Origin of the sequence: Candidatus Thiodictyon syntrophicum, from assembly GCF_002813775.1 — a bacterium.
Classification (GTDB): Bacteria; Pseudomonadota; Gammaproteobacteria; order Chromatiales; family Chromatiaceae; genus Thiodictyon; species Thiodictyon syntrophicum.
In genome coordinates this window covers 3,471,407-3,497,104 of sequence record NZ_CP020370.1, presented here as the reverse complement: position 1 = coordinate 3,497,104, position 25,698 = coordinate 3,471,407, and the positions used below count along the sequence as shown (strand labels likewise).

General features: G+C 62.8%; 27 protein-coding genes. 11 read left to right on the top strand and 16 right to left on the bottom strand.

The genetic code is table 11. The features are described from left to right. Positions 1–116: 116 nt before the first annotated feature. The 3 genes from THSYN_RS14730 to THSYN_RS14725 all read right to left on the bottom strand — a co-directional run bounded on the left by THSYN_RS14730 (position 117) and on the right by THSYN_RS14725 (position 3,636). On the bottom strand, positions 117–3,119 hold the full coding sequence (locus THSYN_RS14730; RefSeq protein ID WP_100919809.1) for a formylglycine-generating enzyme family protein: 3,003 nt from the start codon (positions 3,117–3,119) through the stop codon (positions 117–119). A 126-nt stretch (positions 3,120–3,245) separates the two neighbouring features. Beyond that, positions 3,246–3,368, bottom strand: a complete 123-nt coding sequence (locus tag THSYN_RS34890; protein ID WP_172965286.1) for a type II toxin-antitoxin system RelE/ParE family toxin — start codon at positions 3,366–3,368, stop codon at positions 3,246–3,248. 7 nt (positions 3,369–3,375) lie between these two features. Next, the gene (locus THSYN_RS14725) at positions 3,376–3,636 is read right to left on the bottom strand and encodes a type II toxin-antitoxin system ParD family antitoxin (RefSeq protein ID WP_100919808.1); all 261 of its coding nucleotides are present in this window, start codon (positions 3,634–3,636) and stop codon (positions 3,376–3,378) included. A gap of 451 nt (positions 3,637–4,087) precedes the next feature. On the opposite strand from THSYN_RS14725, the gene THSYN_RS14720 reads away from it, so the two are divergent. From THSYN_RS14720 to THSYN_RS14675, 11 genes are all read left to right on the top strand, one after another. Further along, positions 4,088–6,895: a monovalent cation/H+ antiporter subunit A gene (locus THSYN_RS14720; RefSeq protein WP_100919807.1), complete on the top strand. Its 2,808-nt coding sequence runs from the start codon at positions 4,088–4,090 to the stop codon at positions 6,893–6,895. Beyond that, positions 6,895–7,224 (top strand): Na+/H+ antiporter subunit C, encoded by a 330-nt coding sequence (locus tag THSYN_RS14715; protein WP_100919806.1) that lies wholly within the window; start codon positions 6,895–6,897, stop codon positions 7,222–7,224. Before THSYN_RS14720 ends, THSYN_RS14715 begins: the two co-directional genes overlap by 1 nt. 147 nt (positions 7,225–7,371) lie before the next feature. Then, positions 7,372–8,898 carry a monovalent cation/H+ antiporter subunit D gene (locus tag THSYN_RS14710; protein ID WP_100919805.1) on the top strand — a complete coding sequence of 509 codons (1,527 nt, stop codon included), beginning with the start codon at positions 7,372–7,374 and terminating at the stop codon, positions 8,896–8,898. Between the two features lie 62 nt (positions 8,899–8,960). Continuing rightward, entirely contained in the window at positions 8,961–9,656 is a 696-nt protein-coding gene (locus THSYN_RS35965) for a DUF3782 domain-containing protein (RefSeq protein WP_100919804.1), read from the top strand. Between the two features lie 4 nt (positions 9,657–9,660). Continuing rightward, on the top strand, positions 9,661–10,152 hold the full coding sequence (locus THSYN_RS14700; RefSeq protein ID WP_418219940.1) for a Na+/H+ antiporter subunit E: 492 nt from the start codon (positions 9,661–9,663) through the stop codon (positions 10,150–10,152). Continuing rightward, positions 10,146–10,421 carry a K+/H+ antiporter subunit F gene (locus THSYN_RS14695; RefSeq protein WP_100919802.1) on the top strand — a complete coding sequence of 92 codons (276 nt, stop codon included), beginning with the start codon at positions 10,146–10,148 and terminating at the stop codon, positions 10,419–10,421. Before THSYN_RS14700 ends, THSYN_RS14695 begins: the two co-directional genes overlap by 7 nt. An 11-nt stretch (positions 10,422–10,432) precedes the next feature. Beyond that, on the top strand, positions 10,433–10,771 hold the full coding sequence (locus tag THSYN_RS14690) for a Na+/H+ antiporter subunit G (protein ID WP_100919801.1): 339 nt from the start codon (positions 10,433–10,435) through the stop codon (positions 10,769–10,771). Between the two features lie 284 nt (positions 10,772–11,055). Next, positions 11,056–11,484: a hypothetical protein gene (locus tag THSYN_RS14685; RefSeq protein ID WP_157817682.1), complete on the top strand. Its 429-nt coding sequence runs from the start codon at positions 11,056–11,058 to the stop codon at positions 11,482–11,484. Between the two features lie 249 nt (positions 11,485–11,733). Next, positions 11,734–12,177 (top strand): PilN domain-containing protein, encoded by a 444-nt coding sequence (locus tag THSYN_RS33905; protein WP_157817681.1) that lies wholly within the window; start codon positions 11,734–11,736, stop codon positions 12,175–12,177. Between the two features lie 19 nt (positions 12,178–12,196). Next, positions 12,197–12,733, top strand: a complete 537-nt coding sequence (gene gspM / locus THSYN_RS14680) for a type II secretion system protein GspM (protein WP_236848952.1) — start codon at positions 12,197–12,199, stop codon at positions 12,731–12,733. Further along, the gene (locus THSYN_RS14675) at positions 12,730–13,218 is read left to right on the top strand and encodes a hypothetical protein (RefSeq protein WP_100919798.1); all 489 of its coding nucleotides are present in this window, start codon (positions 12,730–12,732) and stop codon (positions 13,216–13,218) included. The genes gspM and THSYN_RS14675 overlap by 4 nt, the downstream gene beginning before the upstream one ends. A 169-nt stretch (positions 13,219–13,387) precedes the next feature. Here THSYN_RS14675 and THSYN_RS14670 read toward each other — a convergent pair whose 3' ends face one another. The 13 genes from THSYN_RS14670 to THSYN_RS14615 form a co-directional block, all read right to left on the bottom strand. Continuing rightward, positions 13,388–14,521 (bottom strand): hypothetical protein, encoded by a 1,134-nt coding sequence (locus tag THSYN_RS14670; protein ID WP_100919797.1) that lies wholly within the window; start codon positions 14,519–14,521, stop codon positions 13,388–13,390. A 20-nt stretch (positions 14,522–14,541) separates the two neighbouring features. After that, the gene (locus THSYN_RS14665) at positions 14,542–15,519 is read right to left on the bottom strand and encodes a TolB family protein (protein ID WP_100919796.1); all 978 of its coding nucleotides are present in this window, start codon (positions 15,517–15,519) and stop codon (positions 14,542–14,544) included. Further along, entirely contained in the window at positions 15,516–16,322 is an 807-nt protein-coding gene (locus THSYN_RS14660) for an Ig-like domain-containing protein (RefSeq protein ID WP_157817679.1), read from the bottom strand. Before THSYN_RS14660 ends, THSYN_RS14665 begins: the two co-directional genes overlap by 4 nt. An 89-nt stretch (positions 16,323–16,411) precedes the next feature. Beyond that, positions 16,412–16,867: a hypothetical protein gene (locus tag THSYN_RS14655; protein ID WP_100919794.1), complete on the bottom strand. Its 456-nt coding sequence runs from the start codon at positions 16,865–16,867 to the stop codon at positions 16,412–16,414. 79 nt (positions 16,868–16,946) lie between these two features. After that, the gene (locus THSYN_RS14650; protein ID WP_100919793.1) at positions 16,947–18,671 is read right to left on the bottom strand and encodes a B12-binding domain-containing radical SAM protein; all 1,725 of its coding nucleotides are present in this window, start codon (positions 18,669–18,671) and stop codon (positions 16,947–16,949) included. Between the two features lie 17 nt (positions 18,672–18,688). Next, positions 18,689–19,249, bottom strand: a complete 561-nt coding sequence (locus THSYN_RS33900; RefSeq protein WP_157817678.1) for a hypothetical protein — start codon at positions 19,247–19,249, stop codon at positions 18,689–18,691. After that, complete coding sequence (locus THSYN_RS14645) at positions 19,246–20,676, bottom strand: S16 family serine protease (protein ID WP_157817677.1); 1,431 nt, start codon at positions 20,674–20,676, stop codon at positions 19,246–19,248. The genes THSYN_RS33900 and THSYN_RS14645 overlap by 4 nt, the downstream gene beginning before the upstream one ends. A 119-nt stretch (positions 20,677–20,795) precedes the next feature. Continuing rightward, positions 20,796–21,572, bottom strand: a complete 777-nt coding sequence (locus THSYN_RS14640; RefSeq protein ID WP_100919791.1) for a hypothetical protein — start codon at positions 21,570–21,572, stop codon at positions 20,796–20,798. A 51-nt stretch (positions 21,573–21,623) separates the two neighbouring features. Beyond that, on the bottom strand, positions 21,624–21,950 hold the full coding sequence (locus THSYN_RS14635) for a PqqD family protein (protein ID WP_157817676.1): 327 nt from the start codon (positions 21,948–21,950) through the stop codon (positions 21,624–21,626). A gap of 3 nt (positions 21,951–21,953) precedes the next feature. Then, positions 21,954–22,304, bottom strand: a complete 351-nt coding sequence (locus THSYN_RS14630) for a hypothetical protein (protein WP_100919789.1) — start codon at positions 22,302–22,304, stop codon at positions 21,954–21,956. Positions 22,305–22,524: 220 nt separating this feature from the next. After that, positions 22,525–23,949, bottom strand: coding sequence for a radical SAM/SPASM domain-containing protein (locus THSYN_RS14625; protein ID WP_172965285.1), 1,425 nt, complete (start codon positions 23,947–23,949; stop codon positions 22,525–22,527). Continuing rightward, entirely contained in the window at positions 23,949–25,148 is a 1,200-nt protein-coding gene (locus THSYN_RS14620) for a PDZ domain-containing protein (protein WP_100919787.1), read from the bottom strand. Before THSYN_RS14620 ends, THSYN_RS14625 begins: the two co-directional genes overlap by 1 nt. A gap of 1 nt (position 25,149) precedes the next feature. Then, positions 25,150–25,689, bottom strand: a complete 540-nt coding sequence (locus tag THSYN_RS14615; protein WP_100919786.1) for a hypothetical protein — start codon at positions 25,687–25,689, stop codon at positions 25,150–25,152. Positions 25,690–25,698 lie beyond the last annotated feature (9 nt).

The following is a 25,698-nucleotide window of genomic DNA, read 5'->3' as shown; positions in this document are numbered from 1 at the left end:
AGGTCGAGGCTTCAGCCGGACCGGCTCCGAAGGCGCGCCGGGAATTAAGAGTGTCAGAGCGTGGAAACGAAGAAAAAAGAGAAAGATGAAAAGTGAAAAAAGTCAAGAGAAAAAAGTCAAAGTGATCTGGCGAGACGCAGACCGAGATTGTTGAGCCGGTAGGCCGGCGCGGGCCTGAAACGGACCGCGGCGCGCAGGAAACGGCCGTCGTTGAGCCAAGACCCGCCGCGCAACACCCGGGTGGCACATTTCTTGCTAATAGAAACGCTATCCTCCGTAACCGCCGTGCCGTCTTTGGGGGCCTCCGCGTACCCGTACTGGCAGTCGGCCACCCATTCCCAGACATTGCCCAGCATGTCGTGCAGCCCCCAGGGATTGGGCGGGAAGCTGCCGACCGGGGCGGTGTAGACGAAATGGTCGTCGCACTCAAACGGCTTCCACAGACCCTGACTCGCGTATGCCTTCTTGGTGCCCTCGGTGAAATAGCTCGAGCGATCGAGGCTTTGATCCTGCCCGTTCATGTACCGACAAGGTTCCATATCCGCCCCTTCGGTCTCCTCATACCAGCGGGCCGTCGTGGTCCCGGCCCGGGCGGCATACTCCCACTCGGCCTCGCTCGGCAGCCGCCAGGGGCGGTCGGTGATCCTGGCGAGCCAGGCGGCATAGGCGCTCGCCTCCTCCCAGGAGACGTTGATCACCGGCCGTTGACCGCGGCCCCAGCCCTCGTCGCCCGGCCGGGGGCGGCCGGTGGCGGCGGCGAACAGGTCGTAGTCGTCGAAGGTGACCTCGGTGCGGCCGAGTTCGAAGGGGGCGATGGTACGCTCGTGGACCGGCCGTTCATCGTCGTAGCCGTCGCCGACGCTGTCGCCCATCTGAAAGCGCCCCCCTGGGATGGGCACCAGGTCCGGCTCGTGCAGGAGGCGCAGGGGCCCGGGCAGGCGCCCCAGTCCGAGTTCGACGGCCAGGCCCTTCGCCATCAGGACGGGCGGATAGCCGGTAGGCTGGTTGATGCGGTTCCAGACCCAGCCCACCAGGGCGAGCAGCATGAGCCCCATGGCCCCGAGCGCCCGGCCGCGCCAGACCCGCCGGCCGCAGGCGCGCAGATAGTCCGCGGCCAGGTCGGAGCGCGGCGGCGGGGCGGCCCGGTAGCGTTTGAGTAAGGGACCGACCCGCAGGGCGGCGGCGGGGCGGCCGGCGGCCTGCCACTCGGCGGCGGCGCGCTGGAGATCACGGCGGGCGCGCAGGGCCTCGGCGTGGTCCCGCACCCAGTCGGCGAGGCGCGGCCAGGCGCGCAGCAGGCTCTCGTGGGCGAGTTCCAGCGTCGGTGCCTCATCCGCGCCATGACCGGCGGTGAGCAGGCGCGCCTTGGTCAGTTCAGCGGCCAGGGGCCGGGAGCCGGGCGGCAGGTCGGACCAGGCGGCGCGGCGGCGGGCGGCGACCTCTTGTTCATCGACCTCCACCAGGCGCTCGAAGAGATCGCCCAGGGCCGCGTCCGGGGACTGGCCCGGACCCGGGCCCAGGCGCCTGAGGGTCTCCTCCGCGCGCCGACAGACGGCGCCGTCGATGCCGCCAATGGCGCGGTAGTCGGCCAGGGTCAGGCGCCCGGCGGCCCCGCCCAGTCGATACAGCTCATTGAGTGCGAAGGCGGTCAGGGCCAGGGTCCCGGGACCGGCCGCGGACCCGCCGGCGTCCTCCAGGATGCGATCGCTCAAGCCCTCCTCCAGGTCGAGCCCGACCGCGCGGGCGGGGCCCGCGATCATCCGCGCCATGGCCGGGCGGCCCGGTGGGTCGAGCGGCAGGGTGCCGCGGTCGCGGCGCAGCAGGAAGGCCAGTCCGGGTTGCTCACAGGCGGCGGCGTAGAAGTCCCCGCGCAGGGTCGCCAGGCAGCGCACCCGCGGGGTGTCCGCGGCGCGGGCCAGGAGGGCGACGAACCCCGGGGTGAGTGCGGGGTCGGTCTGGACGAACAGCTCTTCCAACTGGTCGATATAAAGCAGCAGTTCGGCCCCCGCCGGGCGGCCCGCGAGCAGGGCGGCAGCGGCGGCGCCGAAGCGGTTCGGGTCGGTTTGCAGGTCGCGCGCCAGGTCGGCGACGGTGCCGCCGTCGCCCGGCAGCAGCCCCTTGAGCACGGTGGCGAGCGCGAGGAAGGGGTCGGGTCCGCGCTCCGCCGGGGTGCAGCGGCAGTCCAGCCAGGGCGCGCCGCCGATCAGCCCCTCGCGCAGCCGCGGGATCAGGCCCGCCGCGACCAGGGACGACTTGCCGGCCCCGGACAGCCCGACGACGGCGGCGAAGCGGGTCCGCGGGTCCGTGAACAGGGCGAGGAGTTGGTCGATCTCCGGGCCGCGGCCGAAGTAGATGGGCGCCTGCTCCGGGGTGAAGGCGGCCAGGCCCGGGTAGGGGTCGCCGCGGTAGGCCGGTTGCGCGGGCGGTGCGGCCGGTGCGTCGGGGGCGGGCGGGTCCTCCCGGACGGCCGGCGCGGCCTGATCGAGCCTGATGACCAGGCGTTCCAGGTGCTCGCGCAGCAACCCTTCGAGTTGGACCCGAAAGTCGTCGGGGGCGCGGTACTGGTTGATGCCGCTGGCGATGGAGCCGTCCGGGTTGTCGCATTCCGCGGCAAGGAAGCGCTCGACCGCGCGCCACTGGTCCAGGTGCCGCTCCAGGTTGGGGTCGCCGAGTGGGACGCTCGGCTGCTCAGTCCGGCGGAACAGCCACACCGCGGGCCGACCGTTCGCGTGGAAGCCGTCCAGCGCGTTGCGGTACTCCCATTCGCTGCCGGAGGCATAGGGCGAACCGTCGGGTTTGTGATACTCGGGCGGCAGGGGCGTGCCCATCCGCCCCCAGAAGACGGCGATGACCAGGTCGCAGTCGCAGGGCCGCGGCAGCCCGCGGTCGATCGCCTCCTGCGGGGTCAGGCCAGCCTGCATGGCGACGGCGGCGCCCGGCTGGTCCCAGCCGATCAATTCCAGGGCCAGCCGGCCGCGGAAGCGGCCATAGGCGCGCACCTGCTCGACGACCTCGCGCACGATCGTGCGCTCATGGCCTACGTCGCCGGGCGAGGCGAGGAAGATCCGGAACGGATGGGGCGGCGGCGGGTGGCCGACGGGCGCGGTGGTGGACGGCATATCCCTGATTCCCGGTGTTGCTTCGGTACAGGTTAACCGAAGACCGGCGGCGGCGGAAGCGGTCCCGGGCTTGTGCCTTGGATGGGGCAGGCCGCGGACTGCACTCGCCCGAACCGGAGGTCGAGACTAAAAGAGTCGCTCGATACGATCGAGAAACCGGTCGGCATTCTGCGGACTGTCCTGCGCGATATACCACCAGATGTCGTCGAGGTCGCCTTCGGCCGCCGACCGTTTCAGTACCAGCGCCATCGCTCGATCATCCCTGCCCGTCTTGGGCGGCAAGCCGCCGACGGCCGCGCGCCTTGATTTCCCGGATATCCAGGGGGGTTGCCGCACCGCTGTCGATTCCTTGCTGAATCTCGCGCCTCAGTTCCTCAAGCCGCAGGTCGCGCAACTGGTCGCGTTCCTCCAGGAGACGCAGCGCGTCGCGCATCACCTCGCTCGCGGAATTGTAGCGTCCGCTCTCGACCTTGCCCTTCACCAGGTTTTCGAGATGGGGGGTCAGGGAGATATTCATGGTCTTGGGGCCTCTGCAGCGGTTACTGGTAACAGATAGTAGCAAAGATTGTTATTTCTGATCAGTTTCGATCGCGCCCGGTGCGGGACCGGCTAACCCTCGAAAAGACAGTTCTCTCACAGAGACACAAAGATCACAAAGATTTTCAAAGCGATATGTCGGTCGCGGAGGTCACCTGGGCGCTGATCGGCCCAACGGCTTGAATGATCTGTTTTTCTTTGTGTCTTTGTGTCTTTGTGAGAGCAATTTTTTTGTGTCTCTGTGTCTTTGTGAGAGCAATTGCCGGATTTTGCTTCATAGCCGTCAGCCGCGACGAGGCCGGGGCGCCGGCGCGGCCTCGTCGCGGCTGAAGCCGCTCCCACAGCGTCGCCGCGCGACCGGGGGCAGCGGCTAGTGACCGCGCCGGGATCATCGCGCACAATGCGGGCTCGGTCCCGAACCCTGGTCGCCCATGAATCTGCTGCTGTGCGTCATCACGCCCTTCCTGGGCGCCGCCCTGGTCGCCTGGGCCCCGCGCCTGGGGACCCGGGCCTCGGCCTGGGCGGCGGGCGCGGTGACGCTCGCGGCCGGCGGCTGGCTGGCGCCGCTGGTCGGGGCGACCTTCGGCGGGGCGACGGCGCTCGAGCGGCACGCCTGGATGCCGCATCAGGGGCTGGATCTCAGCTTCCGGCTGGACGGCCTGGGCCTGCTGTTCGCGTTGATGATCCTGGGGATCGGGCTCCTGGTGGTCCTTTATGCCCGCTGGTATTTCTCCGAGCGCGACCCGCTGGGGCGTTTTTACTCCTGCATGATGCTCTTCATGGGCTCGATGCTGGGGGTGGTGCTGTCGCAGAACCTGATCCAACTGCTGATCTTCTGGGAACTGACCAGCCTGTCGTCCTTTCTGCTCATCAGCTATTGGCAGCAGCGCGAGGAGGCGCGCCTGGGGGCGCGGATGGCCCTGACCGTGACCGGGATGGGGGGGCTGGCGCTGCTCGGGGGTATCCTGCTGCTCGGTGAGATCACCGGCAGTTATGACCTGAATGTGGTCCTGGCCGCCGGGGATGCGATCCGCGCCCACCCGCTCTATCTGCCGACGCTGATCCTGATCCTGCTCGGGGCCTTCACCAAGTCGGCGCAGTTTCCCTTTCATTTCTGGCTGCCCAATGCCATGGCGGCGCCCACCCCGGTGTCGGCCTATCTGCACTCGGCGACCATGGTGAAGGCCGGGGTCTTTCTCCTGGCGCGGCTCTTCCCGGCCCTGTCCGGGACCCCGGAATGGTCCTGGCTGGTGGGCCTGACCGGGCTCACGACGCTCCTGATCGGCGCCGTCTTTGCGCTTTTCAAGCACGATCTCAAGGGGCTGCTGGCCTATTCGACCATCAGCCACCTGGGGCTGATCACCCTGCTGTTCGGCATCGGCACCCCCTTGGCCGCGCTGGCGGGGGTCTTCCACATCATCAATCACGCCACCTTCAAGGCCTCGCTCTTCATGGCCGCGGGCATCATCGACCACGAGACCGGCACCCGCGACATGCGCCGCATCAACGGGCTCTTCGGTGCCATGCCCTATACGGCCACGCTCGCCATGGTGGCGGCGGCGGCCATGGCGGGGGTGCCGCTGTTCAACGGCTTCCTGTCCAAGGAGCTGTTCTTTGCCGAGACGGTGGAACTGGTCACGCGCTATCGCTTCGGCTGGCTGGTGCCGTTCGCGGTCACGGTGGCGGGTGCCTTCGCGGTCGCCTATTCGATTCGTTTCATCCACGACGTCTTCTTCAACGGGGAAGCGGTCGACCTGCCGCGCACCCCGCACGAGCCGCCGCGCTGGATGAAGGTCCCGGTCGAGGTCCTGGTGGCCCTGTGCCTGCTGGTGGGGATGCTGCCGGCCCTGACGGTGGAGCCGCTGCTGGCCGCGGCGGCGACCGGGGTCCTGCAAGGGCCGCTGCCGGAACACAGTATCGCCATCTGGCACGGTGTCACCCCGGCCTTGTGGATGAGCCTGGGCGCGCTCACCGGGGGCGGGCTCATCTATCTGGGGCGGCGGCCGCTGTTCGCTCTGGCGGCGCGCTGGGAGGGCCGCTGGGAGGCGCGCCGGGTCTACGACCGGCTGGCGGCCATGGTCTTTGCCGCGGCGCGCTGGGTCACGGCGGGGCTGGATCGGGGCTCGCTCCAGCGGATGCTGGCGCTCTTCGTCCTCTGGACCCTGGTGCTTGGGGTGGCCGGGCTCTGGTCGGAGCAGGTGCCGCTGACCGGTCCGCGTGCCTTGCTGCCGGTGGACCCGATGAGCGGGCTGGCCGCGCTGGGGCTGATGGTCTGCGCGGTGTTCGTGGTCGTGATGCACCGCCAGCGTCTCACCGCAGTGATGCTGCTGGGGGCGGTCGGGCTGATCGTCGCACTGATCTTCGTCAAGTTCTCCGCCCCGGATTTGGCGCTCACCCAGTTGTCGGTGGAGGTGGTGACCATCGTCCTGCTGCTCCTGGCGCTCTTTTTCCTGCCCCAGACGACCCCGGCCGAGTCGAGCCGCGGGCGCCAAATCCGGGATCTCAGCCTGGCGGCGGCGGCCGGCGGTGGGGTCGGGACCCTGGCCTGGGCGGTGCTGACCCGGCCCTATGAGTCCATCGCCGACTGGTTTCTGACGCAGAGCCTGCCGGGCGGCGGCGGGGCCAATGTGGTGAACGTGATCCTGGTGGATTTTCGCGGCTACGACACCCTGGGCGAGATCACGGTGCTGGCCCTGGCGGCCCTGGGCATCTATGCCATGCTCGAGGGGCTTCGGCTCACCGCGCCCCGGGCGGAGGGGCGGGCCTGGGACCCGGACAGCCACCCGCTGATCATGGCCTCCCTGGTGCGGCTGCTGCTGCCGCTGGCCCTGCTGGTGGCGGTCTATCTGCTGCTGCGCGGTCATCAACTGCCCGGCGGCGGCTTCATCGCCGGGCTGGTCACGGCGGTCGCGCTCATCATGCAATACCTGGCCAACGGGGTCGCCTGGACCCAGGCGCGACTGCCCCGGGACCTGCACCCGCTGATCGGCGCGGGGCTGCTGATCGCCACCCTGACGGGCCTGGGCAGCCTGGCCTTCGGCTTCCCCTTCCTGACCTCCGCCTTCGGCCATTTCCATTGGCCGCTGGTGGGCGACATTGAACTGGCCTCGGCGATGGCCTTCGACCTGGGGGTCTATCTGGTGGTGGTGGGCGCGACACTCCTGATCCTGATCCACCTGGGATTGGTTCATGACGTGAGCGACGACGCCGAACCCACGCGCGAGCGGGAACACGGCTGATGGAGGCCCTGCTCAGCCTGATCATCGGCCTGCTCACCGCCTGCGGTATCTATCTGCTGCTGCGCGCCCGGACCTTCCCGGTGGTGCTGGGCCTGAGCCTGCTGTCCTACGCGGTCAATCTCTTTCTGTTCGCCATGGGGCGGCTCGCGATCGGTCGCGCACCGATCATCACCCCGGGCGCGGCGGGCTATACCGATCCCCTGCCCCAGGCCCTGGTGCTCACCGCCATCGTCATCGGCTTCGCCATGACCGCGTTCGTCATCATGCTGGCGCTCAAGGCCAGGGCGGAATTGGGTAACGACCATGTGGACGGTACCCATGAGCCTTGAACCATGTCTTGAAGAGATTTCACGCAAAGACGCAAAGACGCAAAGAAGACCAAGTGCTTATCCCCTTTGCGTCTTTGCGTCTTTGCGTGAGACTCTTCCTATGGGTAACGATGACCTGGAGCGGTCGGCAAGTAAACGCAAATGTGGATGAATGAGCTGGTGATTGCCCCGGTCCTGGTGCCCCTGCTGACGGGCATTGTCCTGCTCTTGTTCCGCGGCCTGGATCTCCGGTGGCGGCGGGGTCTGGCATTGGTCTCGGTGGTCGGGCAGATCGCGCTGGCCCTGGTGCTGACCCGGGCGGTGGCGGACGGGACCATCCTGGTCTATGCGCTGGGGCACTGGCCGGCGCCCTTCGGCATCGTCCTGGCAGCGGACCGGCTGGCCGCCTGGATGCTAGTTGCCACGGCCGTCCTCGCACTCTTCGCCCTTGCCTATGCCTGCCTGGGAACGGACCGCGAGGGGCGGCACTTCCATGTCCTCTTTCAACTGGAACTGTTCGGTCTCAGCGGGGCCTTCCTGACCGGGGACCTGTTCAACCTGTTCGTCTTCTTCGAGGTCCTGCTGATCGCCTCCTATGGCCTGCTGCTGCACGGCGGCGGGCGGCGGCGCACCCGTGCCGGGCTGCACTATGTGGTCATCAATCTGGCCGGCTCGGCGCTGTTCCTGATCGCGGCCGGCATCTTCTACGGCGTGCTCGGCACCCTCAACCTGGCGGACCTGGCGGTAAAGGTGGCGGCCATCCGGCCCGAGAACCTCCCGCTGGTGCGTGCGGCGGGGCTGCTGCTGTTCGGCGTCTTCGCCCTGAAGGCGGCCCTGGTACCGCTCTACCTCTGGCTGCCCGCCGCCTATGCCAACACCAGCGCGCCAGTGGCGGCGCTCTTCGCCATCATGACCAAGGTCGGGGCCTACGCCATCCTGCGGGTATCGACCCTGGTGTTCGGGCCCGGGGCCGGACCGGCGGCGGACCTGATGGCGGACTGGCTGCTGCCGCTCGCCCTGCTGACCCTGGCCCTGGGGATGCTGGGGGCGGCGGGGAGCGACCGGCTGCGGGTTCAGACCGCCTATCTGGTGCTGGCCTCGGTCGGTACCCTGCTCGCCGCCTTTGGACTGGGGACCGCCGCCGGGATCGGCGCCGGGCTCTGGTACCTGCCCCACAGTTGCTTTGCGGCGGCGGCCCTGTTCCTGCTCGCGGACCTGATCGCCCGGGGCCGCGGGGACCTGGCCGACCGGCTGGCGCCGGGGCCGGTGATGGGGCGTCACTGGGTGCTGGGGGTGCTGTTCTTTCTGTGCGCTATCGCCATCAGCGGACTGCCGCCGCTGTCGGGCTTCATCGGCAAGTTCCTCATCCTGCGGGCGGCCCTGGACCCGGGGCTCGCCGCCTGGGTACCCTGGTGCCTGTTGGCGGTGGTGCTGGCCGGCGGGCTCCTGGCGCTGATGACGCTCGCGCGCGGGGGCAGCCTGCTGTTCTACCGGGCGACCGAACAGGAGTTCGACCCCGGTGCTCAGACACCGCCGCCCTCGGGGGCGGCCCTGGGCCTGGTCGCCGGATTGCTGGCCCTGGGGGTGGCCATGACGGTCTGGGCGGGGCCGCTCAGCGATTACACCACCGCCGTGGCCAGGCAATTGCTGCAACCGGCTGACTATGTGCAGGCGGTCATGGGACCGCGGTCTTGATCATCGCAATGGTTGCGCAGCCTCTATACTCTCGTCATCGACATCACCGGAGGGACCAACCCATGGTCACGACTCCCGACGACGTATGGGCCTTGTTGCACGAACTGGTCGCGGCACAAAAGGAGGCCCAAAAGAAGGCACAAGAAGAAGCCGAACGAAGGTCCCAGGAGGCCGAGCGATGGTCCCAGGAGGCCGAGCGACGGTCCCAGGAGGCCGAGCGACGGTCTCAGGAGACCGAGCGACGGTCTCAGGAGACGGCGCGCCTGTTTCAGGAGGCCGCCCGCGAGCGGCGCAAGACCGACAAGCAGATCAAGGAACTGGGCAAACAGATCGGCGGCCTGGGCGAGAAATTCGGCAGCTTCACCGAGGGGCTGGCGTTACCCTCGATGGAGCGGCTGCTGCACGAACGCTTCGGCATGGAGGTCGTAAGCCCGAGTGTGCGCGTCACCAAAGAGGGCCGACATCTGGAACTCGACGTCCTGGCCTACGCCAACGGTCCCGTCAATGCCGCCTATGTGGTCGAGGTGAAGAGCCATTTGCGCGAGGAGGCGATTACGCAGTTACGGGACCTGTTACGGCGGTTTCGCGAGTTCTTTCCCGAGCATCGCGACAAGCGGCTATACGGCATCCTGGCGGCGGTGGACCTGACGCCCGCGCTGCGCGAGCGGGTCCTGCGCGAGGGCTTCTATGTCGCACGCATTCAGGATCAGGTCTTCACGCTCGATGTCCCCGATGGGTTTCAGCCGCGGGTCTATTGACGTGATACCCCGACTCCTGCCCCACCCCATCCTGACCCTCACCCTGACCGCGGTCTGGCTCCTGCTGGTGAACGGCCTGGCCCCGGGTCAGGTCCTGCTGGGGATCTTCCTGGGCTTTACGATCCCGCTCTTCAGTCGGCGCTTCTGGCCGGAGCGCTCGCCGATGCGCCGCCCGCTGACCCTGCTGCGCTTCGGCGCCCTGGTGCTCTATGACATCCTCGCCGCCAACCTGGTGGTGGCCTGGCTGATCCTGCGCGGGCCGACGCGCTTGAGGCCCGGATTCGTCGCAATTCCACTCGATCTCAGCTCCGAGCTGGCCATCAGCCTGTTGGCCAACACCATCTGCTTGACCCCGGGCACGGTTTCCGCCCTGCTCAGCCCGGACCGGCGCACCCTGCTGGTCCACGCCCTGGACCTGGACGACCCGGCCGCGCTGATCGCCACCATCAAGGCCCGTTACGAGGCCCCGTTGCGACAGGTATTCGACCCATGCTGAGCATCGCCATCGCCATCCCCATCGCCTTCGCACTGGTCGGCGGTGCCTTCGCCCTCACCCTGTGGCGGCTGCTGATCGGCCCCAGTGCCCCGGACCGCATCCTGGCACTCGATACCCTCGCCGTGACGGCCATCGCGATGCTGGTGCTGTTCGGTATCCAGCAGGGCAGCGCATTGTATTTCGAGGCCGCTATCCTGATTGCCCTGATGGGCTTCGTCGGGACCGTCGCCCTGTGCAAATACCTGCTGCGCGGCGACATCATCGAATAGGTGCGCAAGACGTGATTGAACTCCTGGTCTCCATCCTGATCCTCGCCGGCGCCCTCTTCACCTTCATCGGCGCCCTGGGGCTGCTGCGTCTCCCGGACTTCTATACGCGCCTGCACGCACCCACCAAGGCCACTACCCTGGGTGTGGGCAGCCTGCTCCTGGCCTCCGCCCTCTGGTTCAGCACCCGCGGTACGGGACTGAGCCTGCACGAAGTGTTGGTTACCCTGTTCCTCTTCATCACCGCCCCGGTCAGCGCGCACCTGCTGGCGAAGGCGGCCCTGCACCTGCGCCTGAAGAGCCTCGCGGCGCTGCAGGGTGAACCGGTCCCGCCTGGGGGCGACTCCACCTAGCCGAGTATTGCCATCGACGAGTTTGACGAGTATCGTAAGCTGGGCGCCGGTTGGGAGCGTTCAAACTTGCTGTTGGTGACCAATAGCCAACGCGGACATAGCCTATTTTTTCGGAGATCAAAGTGATGTCTAGAAGGAATGTTGGTGTTGACGCCGTCCTTGGTTGCGTGTGCGCTGCGTCACTTTTCGTGTTGGTCCCAAGCGTGGTGGCTGGGCCGATCTCGCTGTCCGATTTCACCAAAGACGCATCGGTGGATATCCTAAGTGGCGGAGTCTCAGCCGTGATGAGAGAAGACCCGTCGCTGTCCCCTGTTCTACTGTACAACGACCCAGTAACGGGCGGTCCTGACTTGATCGTCCCCGGCAACCAGGTGTTCTTGGTCTTCGATTACCAGTTCACGGAGCCTTCAGGCAACGACGATGAATTCGGCGCCTTCGTCTTTAATGCCGTAACGGGTTTGAGCAGCGCACCCTTCGAGTTCTACACCGGGAATGCCGGGTCCGGTACTATTGCGTTTGACTTAACCTCGCTGTCCGGCTTGACCTTGGGTCTGCAGTTTCAACTTGCGGCTCTACCCGCTGATAGCGACGTCACCTCCGTCGTCACCGTGGCCAACGTACGAACCGAAGAACGAGCCATCCCCGCACCACTGCCTTGGTTACTTATTGCTCCCTGGCTGATATTCGGCCTGCGTCATCCACGCCGCCGCTGACATTGATAGCCCGCGCACCACGAACCGCTTGAACGCATCGCGCCACACAAGTCCGTAAGCCGTTAGCATTGTCTACGACACGCCAGGTAATGATCTCCTCGTTAGATCAATACGTTACAGACTTGTGTAACGCGATGGCTTGAGCGGCACCAGTTTGCACTGTTCTTGATGAATCGTCCTTGCGTGTCCGAACCTCCGGGTGCATCGCAGCGGCGATCCCGAGACTGGGCAATCAACCTCGTTTTTGGGTTGCTGGCCACCTCCCTGTTCGTTCTCGCCTTGGTGCTTCCGCTGATCCGGCTACAGTCGACTCTCCACGCGTTATCCGCCCGGGCGGCGATCTTAGCCCCCGAGACACAAACTGTGCAGACTCTCGCCAAGCGCCTCGGCGAGCGCGAACAACTGATTACGAATCGGCTTATCGAGCGCTCCGCCATGCGAACCCGCGCTGAGACCCTGCTGGAACTCACTGACCTGTTTCCCGACGATGCCTGGCTCCAGACGCTGACGATCCAGCGAGACACATTGGTCCTTCAGGGGCGGGCTCGGAATCCTCTTGGTCTACGCGACCGCTTGGAATATTCAGCAATGTTCGCCCGCGTATCATTATATGCGCCGTTACTACCGACCCGTGACTCCCCCTATTCAAGTATCCATTTTATTGCCGACTTCGAGTACCATGGGGGCGAGTAGGACTACGCCGTCGGTGTATATGTTGCGAATCGGTGTCACCTTGACGCTGATGATTGCTGCTGGGCTGATGCTATTGTGGTTGGATGAAATGGCAGCGTTGCGTGCAGCTATCCTGAGTAAGGGAAGTGAATTGGCATGCGCCGTGCAGATAAATGCAGAACGGCCGTATCTGGAGCAACGCTGGCAGGAGACACAGAAGCGACTGCAGGCAAGCGGTCTCTTCCTTGATGCGGATACGTCGGACGGGGCTGCGCTCTGGCTGGTCGAGGCACTGAAGCAATCTGTCCTGCGCGCTCAGGCTGAGCTGACGAGAACCCAGTCACTTCCGAGTGTTGCAGAGGGGGAGCAACTTCGGCTCGTACTGCGTGCAGACGTCAGGGGTGACGAGCAGGCACTTGTCTCGATATTAAGGAGCATCGAGTGGGGCAGTCCCCCGGTAACGGTCGAGAACCTGATCGTAAGTGCTGCCGACAGCCGACCGGGAACGGGGACAGAACAACCAAGACGCATGCTCGCCATCCAGATGGATCTCGTCGGCTATTGGATAAAGCCATGACCCGCCGCGCCCTCGTCATCACCTGTGGATGGTTGGCGCTTCTGGTTGCAGCGGAATGCTGGCTATGGCCCTGTCGCATGATGACGGAGCCTTGTGTGATGCCGGCGACCCTTCTGCCCCCCCCGCGTGCGACGAACATTGTGTCCCTCCCGAAAATGCCTCCCGCCGAGTTGTTTGAACAGGTTGCAGCAAAGCCGCTGTTCGCACCCTCGCGTCGCCCCGAGGCTTCGCCCGCGTCTGCAACACGCGCCATGGACGCTCGGTTGAAGAACTTCCCCACGGCGATCACGCTGCGTTATGTGGTCGTTGCTCCAGGTATCGCTCAGGCGCGCCTGCATGATGCCGAGACTGGGCGCGATTGGACTGTGGAGTTGAGCGATTGGGTCGCCGGCTGGCGTGTTACTGGTATCGATGCTCGCGGTATACAGCTGCGCCGTGCCGGCGACACGACACTCCTGGAAATCACTGGGATATCCAGGAGGTGAATGCGACCTTGATCATAACTCCGGCCACCGGCCCTTGCTCGAGGTGGCCGGAATAATGATCAAGGCCGTGAATGCGGGGCCGCCAGGCACGACCGCGGCGCACCGACGGGTTCGCCGCATCCGGATGGCGACGCCCGGGTACGAGCAAGGCCGCGCGTCACGGCTTCGATCAGCGAACGATGCGTATGCGTTTGCTGGCCACGCCGATCTGGTCGGTGACGGTTGACAGGTTCACGGTAAGATGGTGATCGCCAGGCGCGTGCTGCGTCGTGTCCCAAGTCCAATTATAGGGTATAAAGCCGGCCTCTTCTTCCGCCAGGAATTGACCGTCCAAGAAGAACACAATCTCGAATTTTGAATTAACGAAATCGCGTTTGCTACGTTCGTCCATATCCAGATTCACGATCGTGCGGCCCGTGATGACCGACACCCCGTTTATCACTTCCTCAAGGCTCTTGAACTCTACCCGCAGGTTCGGGGACCGGTCGAGCTGTCGACTCAGACGATAATGAGGCGATTCCTTTCCGGAACGCGCATTGATGATTGTCCGGTCGGGCTTCAGCGCCCGGGGGCTGGCCGGGACATCGTTCACGACGGCGCGATCGGCGTTGCCAATCGTAATGACGCTGTTGTCGGGCAAGGTAAAACAGGTGATGATGATCTTGCGTTTTGGATGTTCGTACAGGTCAAGCAGCCCGTCTCGATCTCGCCCATCCCAATATTCGCTGATCTGCCCGGAGGTCCGGGGCTCCCAGTCAACGAGAGTGAGTAGAAGGGGGCCAGATTCAAGCCCAATCCGGATATTGACCCGCGCGGGTCCAGGAAGCCGATAGTGAAATGTGCCTTGAAGGCGGTCCAACTCCGCCTCTGAGATATCGCTCTCTATCCCCCCCGAGAAGGCCGTCGGGTCGTAGATCTCGGTGCTTCCATCGGCACCGACAACCTCAACTGTAAAAAAGTAAGCTTCGTTGGGCACGATGGCGGCATCGGCGTCGTGCCCGTCCCAGGACAACTTGTGTGGTCCTGCCCCCAAGTCAGCGTCCTGGACGGGGACCGCAACCTCGCGCCATTGCGCATCGAAGACACGCAGCGTCACTCTGCCCGATCTCTTTAGCCCTAGGGACAGGTCCATCGCCTCTCCCGCCGCGGGATTAAAAACAGGCTTCCCGATGCTGAGGGAACCAAAGATCTGCCCAGCATCCCCGGCAGGAAGTGATTGCGACGCGGCGGGCGCGGGTGCACTCAGCATCCAGCCTGATAACACCAGCGACGCGAACAGTGAGATAGTAAAGCCGGCAGACATAATCGGGTCTCCTCTCTTAATCAACGCCAAGCGAAGTCTTGAAAGCCGTACTGTGTGTTCAGAGGGGGGGTGATACGCACGCTGACGCCGGAAGTCAGATCGAATACCCATAGCGCACGGGAACCATCACGGCTGGACAGAAAGGCAATGCTTCGCCCGTCCGGGCTAAAGCAGGGCGAATCGCTCAGCTCATCACCGGCGGCAAGAGGCGTTACCCTCTGAGCAGTGAAATCGTAGTACATCAGGATATGACTAAGCTCTTCGTTGCGGGCAAAAACGAGCCGGTTGCTGTCAGGACTCCAGTTAAAATCATAAGCGTAGGCCCCGCCCAGCAGTACCTGCCGGGCATTGCCGCGAACCATGTCCAAAGTCCAGGGCTCTTGAATGACACGCCCGCACGCATTGGAGCAGTGCCCGTAGCCAAAAGCGAGTTGTCGACCGTCGGGAGACCAGGACGGCGCGTACTGAGGACCGAACTGCTTCAGCGGAAATTGCGGCGGTTCCCCCCCGAGGGACAGAATGGCCAACTCCGCCCGATCCGCGCTGCCGGGCGGAAGATAGACCGCGGCCAGTCGCCGGCCATCCGGGGCGTAGCTCGGGGAATCCCAGGCCCCGGGCATCCGTGGTGAGATGCGCACTGTGTCCCCGGTATCCAGTGCATGGACCAAAATTTCACCTTCCGTGGTTGCAAAAGCAATATGTTTACGATCAACCGAAATCGCCGGGGACTTCTCGTCGAACGGTGTGTGTGTCAGTTGTCGAGGGGGTTTCCGTGACGCCGGTTCCCAGACGAACAGTTCCCAGTTGTCCACCGGGTAGGCCGTAAACGCAAACAGCCCGGCCAGCGGCATTTGACTGGTCTCGCCGTGCGCCATCGCGCCTGAGACGAGCAAGAGAATAAACGCAATCCGTCGCATACCCGCTGCGAAAACGTTCTTGCGAACCTGACTCGACCTATGTTGAACCGCTTGAAACATCGCCCCCAACGGTAAACTCATGGCGTGATCCCCCGGCCGGCAGACACGGCGCCATCCGTGAGTGCTCGATTCGCAGCGGGCACTCTCTCCCGCTCTGGCAGAATAGCGGGGCGCCTGGGCTCACGGGATTCGCAGAGCACCAGAACCGGCAGGTCAAGAGAGTGCCGGTGCGCCGCCGTAACAATCTCCAGAGTGACCACCTCCATCGACACATCAAAAGACCGTAGCTTCTCAAGCGCCACACCGATGCGGTAACCCCGTCTACCTGGCGAGTCCAACGGCTCACTCCAGGCCCGCAGCCCTACCCCACTGACGTTGATCTCTTTCAGGTCCGTCTCTGCTTCTCCTATCAGCCTGAGTTCTACAAAGACGGGCTCTCCCCGCTGACAGGCGCCGCCGCGCAGGACCGCTGATGCCGGGAACAGCGCAGCGCTGTCTCGCACATCGTGTACTATATTCACCGGGACTTCCGGGTCGCTGAGACTGTCAGTCCGAAGGAACAGGCGCGTTTGCTTCACCCCGAGTGACATATCCGCGTCCCATGTCACGGTCAGCACCATCGCGGCTCCGGGTGCGAGCTTTGCACTGTCCGGCAGATCGACCATGACGTGGCAGCCTTTTTCCAAATCGAGGATAGTGAGCACCCGATCACTCTCATTGCGCACCGAAAGGCGCGCCTGAAGCCGGGATCCTGCGGCTACCGGACCCATATCCACCGGGTTCGGCTCGACGCTGAGACCCTGAGCCGTGGCACAGTCAACTGAACCGACGAGCAACGAAGCGATCAAGAACCGGCAAAGCACCCGCCAACGGCGCGCAGCCAACCCGTGGGCCTCCCAAGGTCTGGACCCGGGACCTGCAGCAAATGGCTTACGGACGACCATCGCGTTGCCGATCGCGCCGGAGAATCCCATCAACGCAATGCCTCGGGTCCGATCTTGGCTTTCTGCGCTTCGAAATCCGCCAAAGCCTTTTCCATGCGCTCCTGGAGGCCATGGAGACGCTCTTGCTGGTCCGGATTCGCGTCCAGATAGGCTCCGACAATCTGCGGATTCGCCGAGTAATAAGAGAGGAACTCCCTCTCGTCGACTCCGTAACGGCTATAGAGCTTCCCAATCTCCGCGTCCGACTGCCTGTGGAGGTCAGTCTCCATTGTCCGCCAGCCCGCGGGAGAGTCCCGAAACCTAACCGCAAGTACGGCAAAGCGCTCGTACTCCTGGGCGCGATGCTGCATCATCTCGGCGGTTAGTTGAATATACGCGAAGGGGGTAAGTGCCAATACTGCCGTACTGAAAAATAACCCCATGATAGCCGCCACCACCTGGGATTTTCGCGCCCCGACGCAAGCCCTGATATCATTTGCTTTCATCTCGATCTCCTGGCCATAGAGTTTGACATAAAACCCCTTGCCAACGACCTTGTCGGCGATTATGCAGCCCGTGATACCGTCAATGACAACGGATCAGATAATGCGCCTCCGGCTCCCCCCCCTCGAGCCCCATCCGCTTGATTTCTCTGCGAACGAGATCATAAAAGGCCAACGAATGGTTGAGCGACATACAGCGTTCAGGGTCAACCTGATAAGAGAGATCTCCGCCCGCAGAGAGCGTCGGCGCCGACGAATCCACGCAAATGCCGAAGCGTTCGGGGAACCGCCAGGTATCGGTGTACCTGCGTAAACCAAAGTGCGAAACGCCGGCGTGATAAATATAGCGCGCGTTGGCCTTGAGAAACGCGAGCGTATCGAAAACATCCCGCGAAGCCTCCGACGGGAAGCCAACCATGTTTGTGAGATAGACGCGGATCCCGACCTTTCTGCAGTCGCGGATCACCTGGCTACTGACAGCCAGATCATAACCCTTGTTCATCAGACCCTGAACCCGGACGCTGCCGGACTCGAAGCCGAAGACAAAGGCCCGACAGCCCCCACGATAGAGGGTTGAAAGCAGATCGTAAGAAAACACTTTGTCCAGGCGCACTTCCGCGAACCACTTGAAGCGATAAGCGCCGCCCGCGATCAATACGGCAAGATCCCGCAGAACTCTGGGTACGGCCGCCTCTTCCCAGAGTGCAAATTCAGACAGCCCGAAGCGCTCATGCAATCCTACGAAATCCTCATAAATTTTCGCGGCCGACCTGCTGCGATAGCGGGGTCCGGCGTTGAGGAAGCTGCTGTTACAGAACGTGCATTTTCCCCAATAGCAGCCGCGTGTTGTCTGCAATACCGGAACCATGCGCGGCGAAAAGTACTTTTCAAGTGGAAGTCCGTGGTAATCCGGCGTTGGCAGCACATCGAGGTCCGGAATGACCGCAATGTCGTTACTCTTGACAACGTCAGCGACGCGATAGATCAAATTCGGCACGGCGTCCAGCGGAGCGCCCGACTCGACCGCTCTAAGCAAATTCACCAAGGCCCACTCCCCCTCGTATACAACGAATGAGTCGACCGCATCGAAGAGTTCAGGCGAGTTGCGGATCTCGTCCTGTAAGATGGTGACCACCGGCCCGCCAATCACAATGTGAACGTCGGCAAGTGCAGGCTCTCTCCTGATCTCCCGGACAAGCGTAAAGGCGGCAACCAGTTGGTCTTCAAACACCAACGAAATCCCGATCAGAGCAGGTCGAGCCAAGGACAGGCGGGGAATCGTCTCGCTGCGCAGAAAAGATGTGTAGGGATTAGCGCGATGTGCGCTTAGCAGTGCGATGTCTTGCCAGGTGAGACCGCCTTGCCTCTTTCCATAGCCCAATACCGAGAGTTCAAATACTTTGTTGAATTGGTGGACGAGATTTTGCGCGCGATTCAAGACGCTCCGTGCCTGATCGGCCTTGCACACATCGGCAAGGATATGTGAATTACGTAAACCCGCAATTGCATCTTCCAGTCCGGCAGCGACGGCGGCAAAGTACTCTGGCCTGAAACAACTGTCAAGATAGCGGCCCAGGCTCCTGCCATCGTCGGAGTCGAGCCTCGCACAATCCGCTCGCAGGGTTTGAACGCCGGCCTCAATGGCGTCGAAATGAATCCGCCTCAGCCTCTGCGCTTGGTACTCGATATTCTCATCGAGCAGGGCGACAGTAAAGCCCTGCCCCCGGAGGAAACCAGCAAGCGCGGGCAGGCTGGAATAAGGTTGGTAACTGACCAGGAACGGCGGAAAGACAAGCGCGCTTTGCATCCGAGTCTCCTCCGGCGTCAATCTCGCACGCAACCAAGATGAGCGAGGTGGGTCAGCAGACGACGCTCGATCTCCAGCCTGACCCGATGTGCAGCAGGGATTGTCGTTGGGACGATGACCGCGAAAAACCACCGGCCTTGCGACCAAGCCGCTAAATCCCACGCCGGTTTCAAACCAAATCGGCCAACGATGAAATAGGGTTTGAACACGGTGTTGCTGAGGGCCAGTTGCCGAACTTTATCATAGTAAGTTCGCCGGTAATAGTTGCTCCATTGAGCAGCAGCGCGAGCGGAATCCGACCATCGGATCGCTACGACCTCCGCCGGAGTCCGACCGAAGGTGAGCGTAAGATGCTGTCCATCGTCATCATCCAGGAGCGCGACTTCTTCCCAGATAGCGAGTGGCGCACAAGTCGCGCCACATGCACCGACATCGCGCGTGCTGAAGGCGAGCGTCTGCACAGCATTAACTGCGTCATTCGGCACCAGAAACCGCTGACGCCGAATCGCCCATAAGACCCCGGCGAAGACAGCAACCGAGAGTCCAATAAGAAGCCAGATGAGAGATAGGGTACTCATGATCGGGCCCGAGGCGCTGTCGGAGAATGAAACTTATCCCCGAACACGGCCATCAGCGCCTGATCGACCGAATCCACACCGATCAGTTCCAATCCCCCAACCAACTCCCTTGGCAAGCGATCGATATCGCCCTGGTTCTCGTTTGGGTAGCACAGCGTCCTAATACCGAGGCGGTGAGCGCCAAGGATCTTCTCAGGTACGCCAATGACCCTGCGTATGCCGCCCCGGAGGGTGACCTCGCCGATCGCACTGAGATCGGCGCGCAGCGGCAGACCCTTGATCTCCGAGAACAGGGCGAGCAGAACCGCAAGCCCGGACGATACGCCGGACTTGAGGACGCCGCCGGGAATTGCATTAACATGAACCGTATGCCGGGACAGGAACTCCGGGGAGATCCCATACTCAGCGCTCCGCTTTCTCAGGCATGAAAGGGCCACCATGACGACCTCCCTGAACAGTGCGTCGAGATTGCCGGTGAGGACCAGATTCGCCCGGGGATCCGGGATAGTGAGCACTTCGATCTCTGAAATCACTCCCCGTCCGTCGCAACGGCCAAGCATAGCAACAGCGCCGACCTGAAGACCGTTGCGCACGCTGGCCGCGTCATACAGTGGAGGCCCCAGATAGCGACTCAGGTCCTGTCGCCCCAAACGCTGTTGCGGGGCCGCTCCTGCGACCGTAGACTCAAAGACCAACTGCCGCTGAAGGCGATCGAAGACCGCCCTGAGCTCAAAAACGCCGAGTTCGTTCGTGTAGCACCGGATCAGATCAAAGATACCGTCATCGTCGATCTGCGCCGCGCCGCAACACGCGTTGCTTGAGTGATTCGGCTGGATCATCCAGCGCTTGACGATCTCGACCTTTTCGTCATCACAATATCCCGTGAACTGAATCAACTTTAGCTCGTCCAGCATCTCTCGGGTAATCCCCCGCGCCTCCCGTGCCGTCGCCACGAAGACCACGTCAGCGAAATTCAGCGGTTGGTCGATATGCCCAAGGCGCAAGGAATGTTCGTGAGAGATCGTCAGAACTTCACGAAAGCTGGTAACTGTCCTATTCTGAAAGATCGGGTTGATGTATTCAATACCATCAAGCAGAATCAAAAGCCGTTGCCCGCGGTTCCGGTCCATCAGGTGAAGCAGATTTCCCGCAAGTTCACCCGCCTTGCTCCTGCCATATCTCGGCGCTCCGCAATCATCGTCCTGGCCGATTCTTATGGTGAGGAATTTCTGGCCCAAGGCGCGGGCAAGCGTGGCAGCAAGTGATCTCTTACCCGCCCCACGTGGCCCAACGAAGCAGATGATCTTGCGATTTCCATCGATCACGGAGTCGTTCATCCGCAGTTCAGTGATCAGATCCATCTTCTGCTCGGCAAGCCCAAACAGGTCTTCGTTGAGTAACCGAAACGCCAGGCGATAGTCCGTCAATGCAATGCACCCATACTTCACCCCCAGCGCGAAGACGCGGCAATGTGTTCGCCTATATAACCCGCAGACTCGTTCCAGCGTGACCCGTCCGCGGGTGCCCTGATCCGGAAATCTGTGCTTCAGCCCAATGCGGCGGCAGCTCTGCTCACCAAATCCGGATCCGTTGAGAGAATCTCGATGACTACCTGGCCCCGCCGGAGCACGACGCGGCCTTCGGTGGCGGTGCCTGCCATAACCGAACGCAGACGCTCCGCCGCCGCTTCGTCCGGCATTCCGATATAATTGATTTTAACTATGGTCCCATTCACTTTGAACACCTGGTTGAACAATATCTCGACAGGGGCATCAAGTTTGGTGCGAAAGATCGGCAACTGCGCGCGATCGACGAGTACGACGGCGCTCAGCGCCCAATCCTTAGGCGTGCTTTGTTCGGTAAGCAGCACCCCCTCTAATCCGGGAAGGCCGAGAGCTGTCAGAACGGATTGTTTCTTCCAAGGGTCACCCGTAATAATCTCTACGACACTGTTGCCGGATTGAACGATGGGATTCTGCGAGCGCGTGAATACCGAGATCTTCGCCGCCGCCAACTCGGCGAGCGGCGCATCCGAAAACAGGCAATAGTTGAGCTGCACCCGCTGGCCCGCAGCGTTGAAAATCTGGTTGACAATGGATTCGGCCTTGACGCCATAGATCGTCTTGAACTTGGCGAGGGCCGCTTCGTCTGCAATGACCTCTTCCACCAGCGCCCAGCCTGCCGGGAGGTTTTGTCCTGTGAGCTTGATCTCAGCTATTTCAGAGAAACGCTTTCCATCGCCGAACGCCGACACTGCCGCAAGCGTAAGCACGACAAGCGCCAGCAGAGTTGCCAGTGCGGATGTAGAAGTAGCGCGGGGCATGTCTTTCTCCACCGGATAAGGTTGTAGAAGAAATGGGCGACCTTGCCTTTGTCAAACCTCGTAGGCAAAGCGAATCAGCCGTTGCTCGCCAAGCTGGACGACGAACCGCGTGACGTCAGCAAGGGCATCGCTCTCGTCGAGGCCGGGGCTGGCGCGCGCAAGATCCTCGCTGACCATGCGTATGGTGCGCCGGCCGTCTAGGAGCTTCCAGATCGCGCCGCCATTTCCCTTGACATGGAACATCGTCTTCGTGATGGAATCGTAAATGATCGCGACGGACTCGCCATTGAGGATCTCTTCACGAAACAGCACCTCCGGCATTTCTTTTTTCACATAAACAATACGTTCTATGACATCCTGTTTGGTGTGAATGGCCACGCATCAATCCTCGATCGTATCGCGAAGAAGCGCAAAGGTCCCTGCAAGCGCGTCACCGTAAATGATCGCGCCGCTCTCCGCCGTCGAACTGAACGAGTACGGAATGCCGCCGGAGCCCGGCGTCGAGATACCCGGGACGATCGGGAGGAGGTCGACTAAGCAGGCGTCGGCCAAGCAGGCGTCCACTACCGGGCAGTTTACCAGACAGGCGTCAGCGCCACAGGGCTTGCCATCAACCGTGGCGTTCGCCGCACAGGCCGCGCCGCCGCAGGCGGCGGCGCCGCACGCGTCGAGACCGCACGCGGCACCGCCGCAGGCGTCACCGCCACAAATCGCCTCGCCGCAGGCGTCCACGGCGCAGCCGGCTCCGCCGCAGGCAGCGCCGCCACAGGCAGCGCCTCCGCATCCGGCGAGTCCGCAGGCGGCGCCCGCGCAGGCATCCCCGCCGCAGGCAGCGCCGCCGCAGGCATCCCCCCCACAGGCGGCGCCCCCACAGGCGTCAGCCGCGCAGGCGGCTGCGCCGCAAGGGGCACAGGGGCAGCCCGCAAAATCGATCTTTTCGAGATCGCAGCGTTCAAACGTGTTCACGGTCTGGTCCTCCGGTGCTTGGGTCCCCAACCGAGATGGTTTCCCTGGGATCATAGGTACAGCCGATGTCCGGACCACCAAAGGAGCCGCATCCAACATAGGACATGATCCGGCATCCGGTCTTGCAGGTGTAGAGGTAATCGCAATCGCGGCACTTTCCCTCTGGTTCGAGTGGTTCCCGGAAATCCCGCCACAAGGTATCGTCTTCCCAAATTTCCTTAAGACTGCGCTCTCTGAGAGACGCGAGATAGAAACCTGGGAAATCGTAGAAATAGGAACACGGGACGACTCCGCCCTCCGGCGAAATAGCCAGCTTGGTGGTTCCGGCAGCGCAGGAATAGCTGCTCGGGACGGCACCGGGCATCGGAGGAATCTGCACGCGAATGGCCGCTGTGCTCATTGGAAACACACAGGCGTTATCGCTGGCGATGCCGATCAGACCCATCAGCTCATCACGCTTGGCATCGAGAAAGCCATATAGCCAGTCGTTCTGCTCCTGATTGAGTTCAAGGCGGGCATAAAGCTTATCCTTGGCCCCGCGTCCGATCTTGTGGAGCATGAGGCAGCGATAGGTGAGCGCGTTCTCGCGGGCTGCGAGATCCAGGATTTCGGGAATGTCGCTGAAATTGAGTTGGGTCGCAACCGTGTTGATCAATGGACGAATGCCGTTTCCGGTAAGGTTGCGAATCCCCTTTAGGGTCATATCAAAGGCCCCTTTGACACCCCTCTGCTTGTCATGTATCGCGGCACAGGACCCATCGAGACTCACTTGAATCTTGTCATGGCGCGAGTCAGTCAGCCGGGCATATTGCTCAGCGACCTGCGCAGTGATTAGTGAGCCGTTGGTGATGATATAGGTCCACAGTCCCTTGCTCTTGGTATACCGGAGGATCTCCAGGAAGTCGTCGCGCAGAAAAGGCTCACCGCCGCCGAACAGCACAAAGGCTCCGTTCATACTCGCGAAGGAATCGAGAATATCAAATACCTCGTCAGTGGACAACTCCTTGTGTTGGTCGTCGCTATCCACTGCCGAGGCATAACAGAAGACGCATCTATAATTGCATCTGAAGGTCAGATCGAGATTGATCTCGTATGGACTTGACAGTTTCCTGCAGCGGCCTGCAAAAATGAAATTCTCAAACACGGTCTTGGAGTCTACCGTAAGACGCGACCGCCGCTTGATCTCGGAGATCACAAGACCATTGAGTTCGCCGAGGCTGAGGTCTCGATCACCGACCGCATCGGCCAGGCAAATGCCGTACTGACGCTCGATGCGTTCAAACAGGGTCTGGCGGAGTTCCCCATGGGGCAGAGGACAACCAGGCTGATCGGGTGCTCCGGAATCAGACCCAGGCCCAAACAGCGAAAGGGTCTGGGCGGTCAGAAACTGATGGACTGTTTGCCTTTGCATTAGTGTATTACCCAAGTCGGATTGGTCCTCACGACCAGTTGCAGACGCCATATGTCATCTTCCCGGCCGACCAAAAGTGACAGTCGTTCTCCGGGCGCGCGGTCTTCGAGAGCCCGGCCGATCTTCCACGCGTCGCCAGCGGACAGCGGCTCTTCGTTCACGGCAAGAACCGCGTCGCCAGACCGCACGTCGACGTCGGCCGCGGGGCTTCCCGGCGCGACGCGCTCAACGACGAGATGATCTGTCGCGTCCGCCAATTCCAGACCAATCCAAGGCGTTCGGGCAAGTGCTTCAGGTGACAGCACTCGATCGCCCAGTGCGATGCGGTACTCAATCAGACCCTGCTGGTCCCCCTTTGCAACGGCGCCGCTGATGACGTTAAGCCAATCCGCTTCAAGCGTTCCGAGTGTCTTCCCATAGGTCGCCGAGAAAGAGGGCTTGGCCATGAGACCCTTTAAGGCTTCGAGACCGTAGCGCGTGACGAGGTAGCGTACGAATGACCCCGCCTCCGTGTAAGCCACGATCGGATTGGCCGATCGGAAGGAGGAGTCCCGCAGCAGCGAGTCCAACCCGACGAACCGCCCGAGCGCGATGCTGCCAGTGACCCAGGCATCCAGATCGATTCCCCAGGGGGCATCGACCACATATTCAGCCAGGCCTTCAATGAGCAGTGCGGGAATGCTGTCGGGCGGCGCAAACTGATGTAACGGTTCGACCATGAGATGCACCATCTCGTGCTGGATATGCCCGTGCTCTAACCGGTTACGATACGCCACATGGATCTGGTCGCGGTGTGCGCGCCCCAGGCAGGGTAGTGCGTACCAGACCCGCCCCTCATGCTCAAGCGGGTAAAGGAAAATCTCGATGACCTTCTGATAGGCCATGTCAAAGCGACGATTGATGTCCTGATATGCCGACTCACACTCCTGCGCCAACTGGCGGAGGTCGGCTGTTGCGACGAGCCCCGGTGGAAAGCGGAACCGCAAGTGCCCGTAACGGAAATCACCGCGAAGTGCCCCATCAGCATAGGCCGTGATGAAGTCAAAGGACGTGCGGGTAAGTCCTTCGCAGCGGGTCATATAGGGGGCCGCGCCCTCGCCCGCCGCTGCAATGCCTACCCCCAACCAACACGCTGTGATCCGAAGAAGGAGCCCGCGGACCGGCAGCGTGCCTGTTAACCACTGTCGCGGCGTGTTCATATCAGCGGGCTTCCCCGCCCCGCAAGACCTGCCAAAGTGTCTTCCGGCGAACACGCAGCACGAAACTCATGAGACCGACCTGGCCATGGGCAACTACCGCAGGCGCGGTCCCGATCCCATCTACCGCCACGCGATAGCCGAGAAACCCGGTCCCGTCGCCGGTCATTTCCACCGGCCCCCGGAGCGACAGCGGAAGGGATTGGGTGAGACCGCCCGAGGTCACACGGATCTCGGCACGGTCCACCCGCTCCAAGGCAGCGCGAGCCGCGTCATCGCGGACGAACGACAGCACTGCAACTAAGGAGTCTCGCGAATCGCTGGAAGTTCCCTCTGGCTCGACGGGAAATGCGTCAAGCACAAATCGGCCAACGAGCGGAAAGTCCTCGGCGACCCGGGTACTGACCGCCAGCATCCACAGACTGGCCCCGAGCCCGGCGAACAAGATAACCATGGTCAGCGCGACCAGCCGACTGTCACGCATGACGCGCAGAAACCACCATTCCCAAGTGTGAATGCGATTCGCGGCGCTAACGCTGTTCATTTCGCTCTC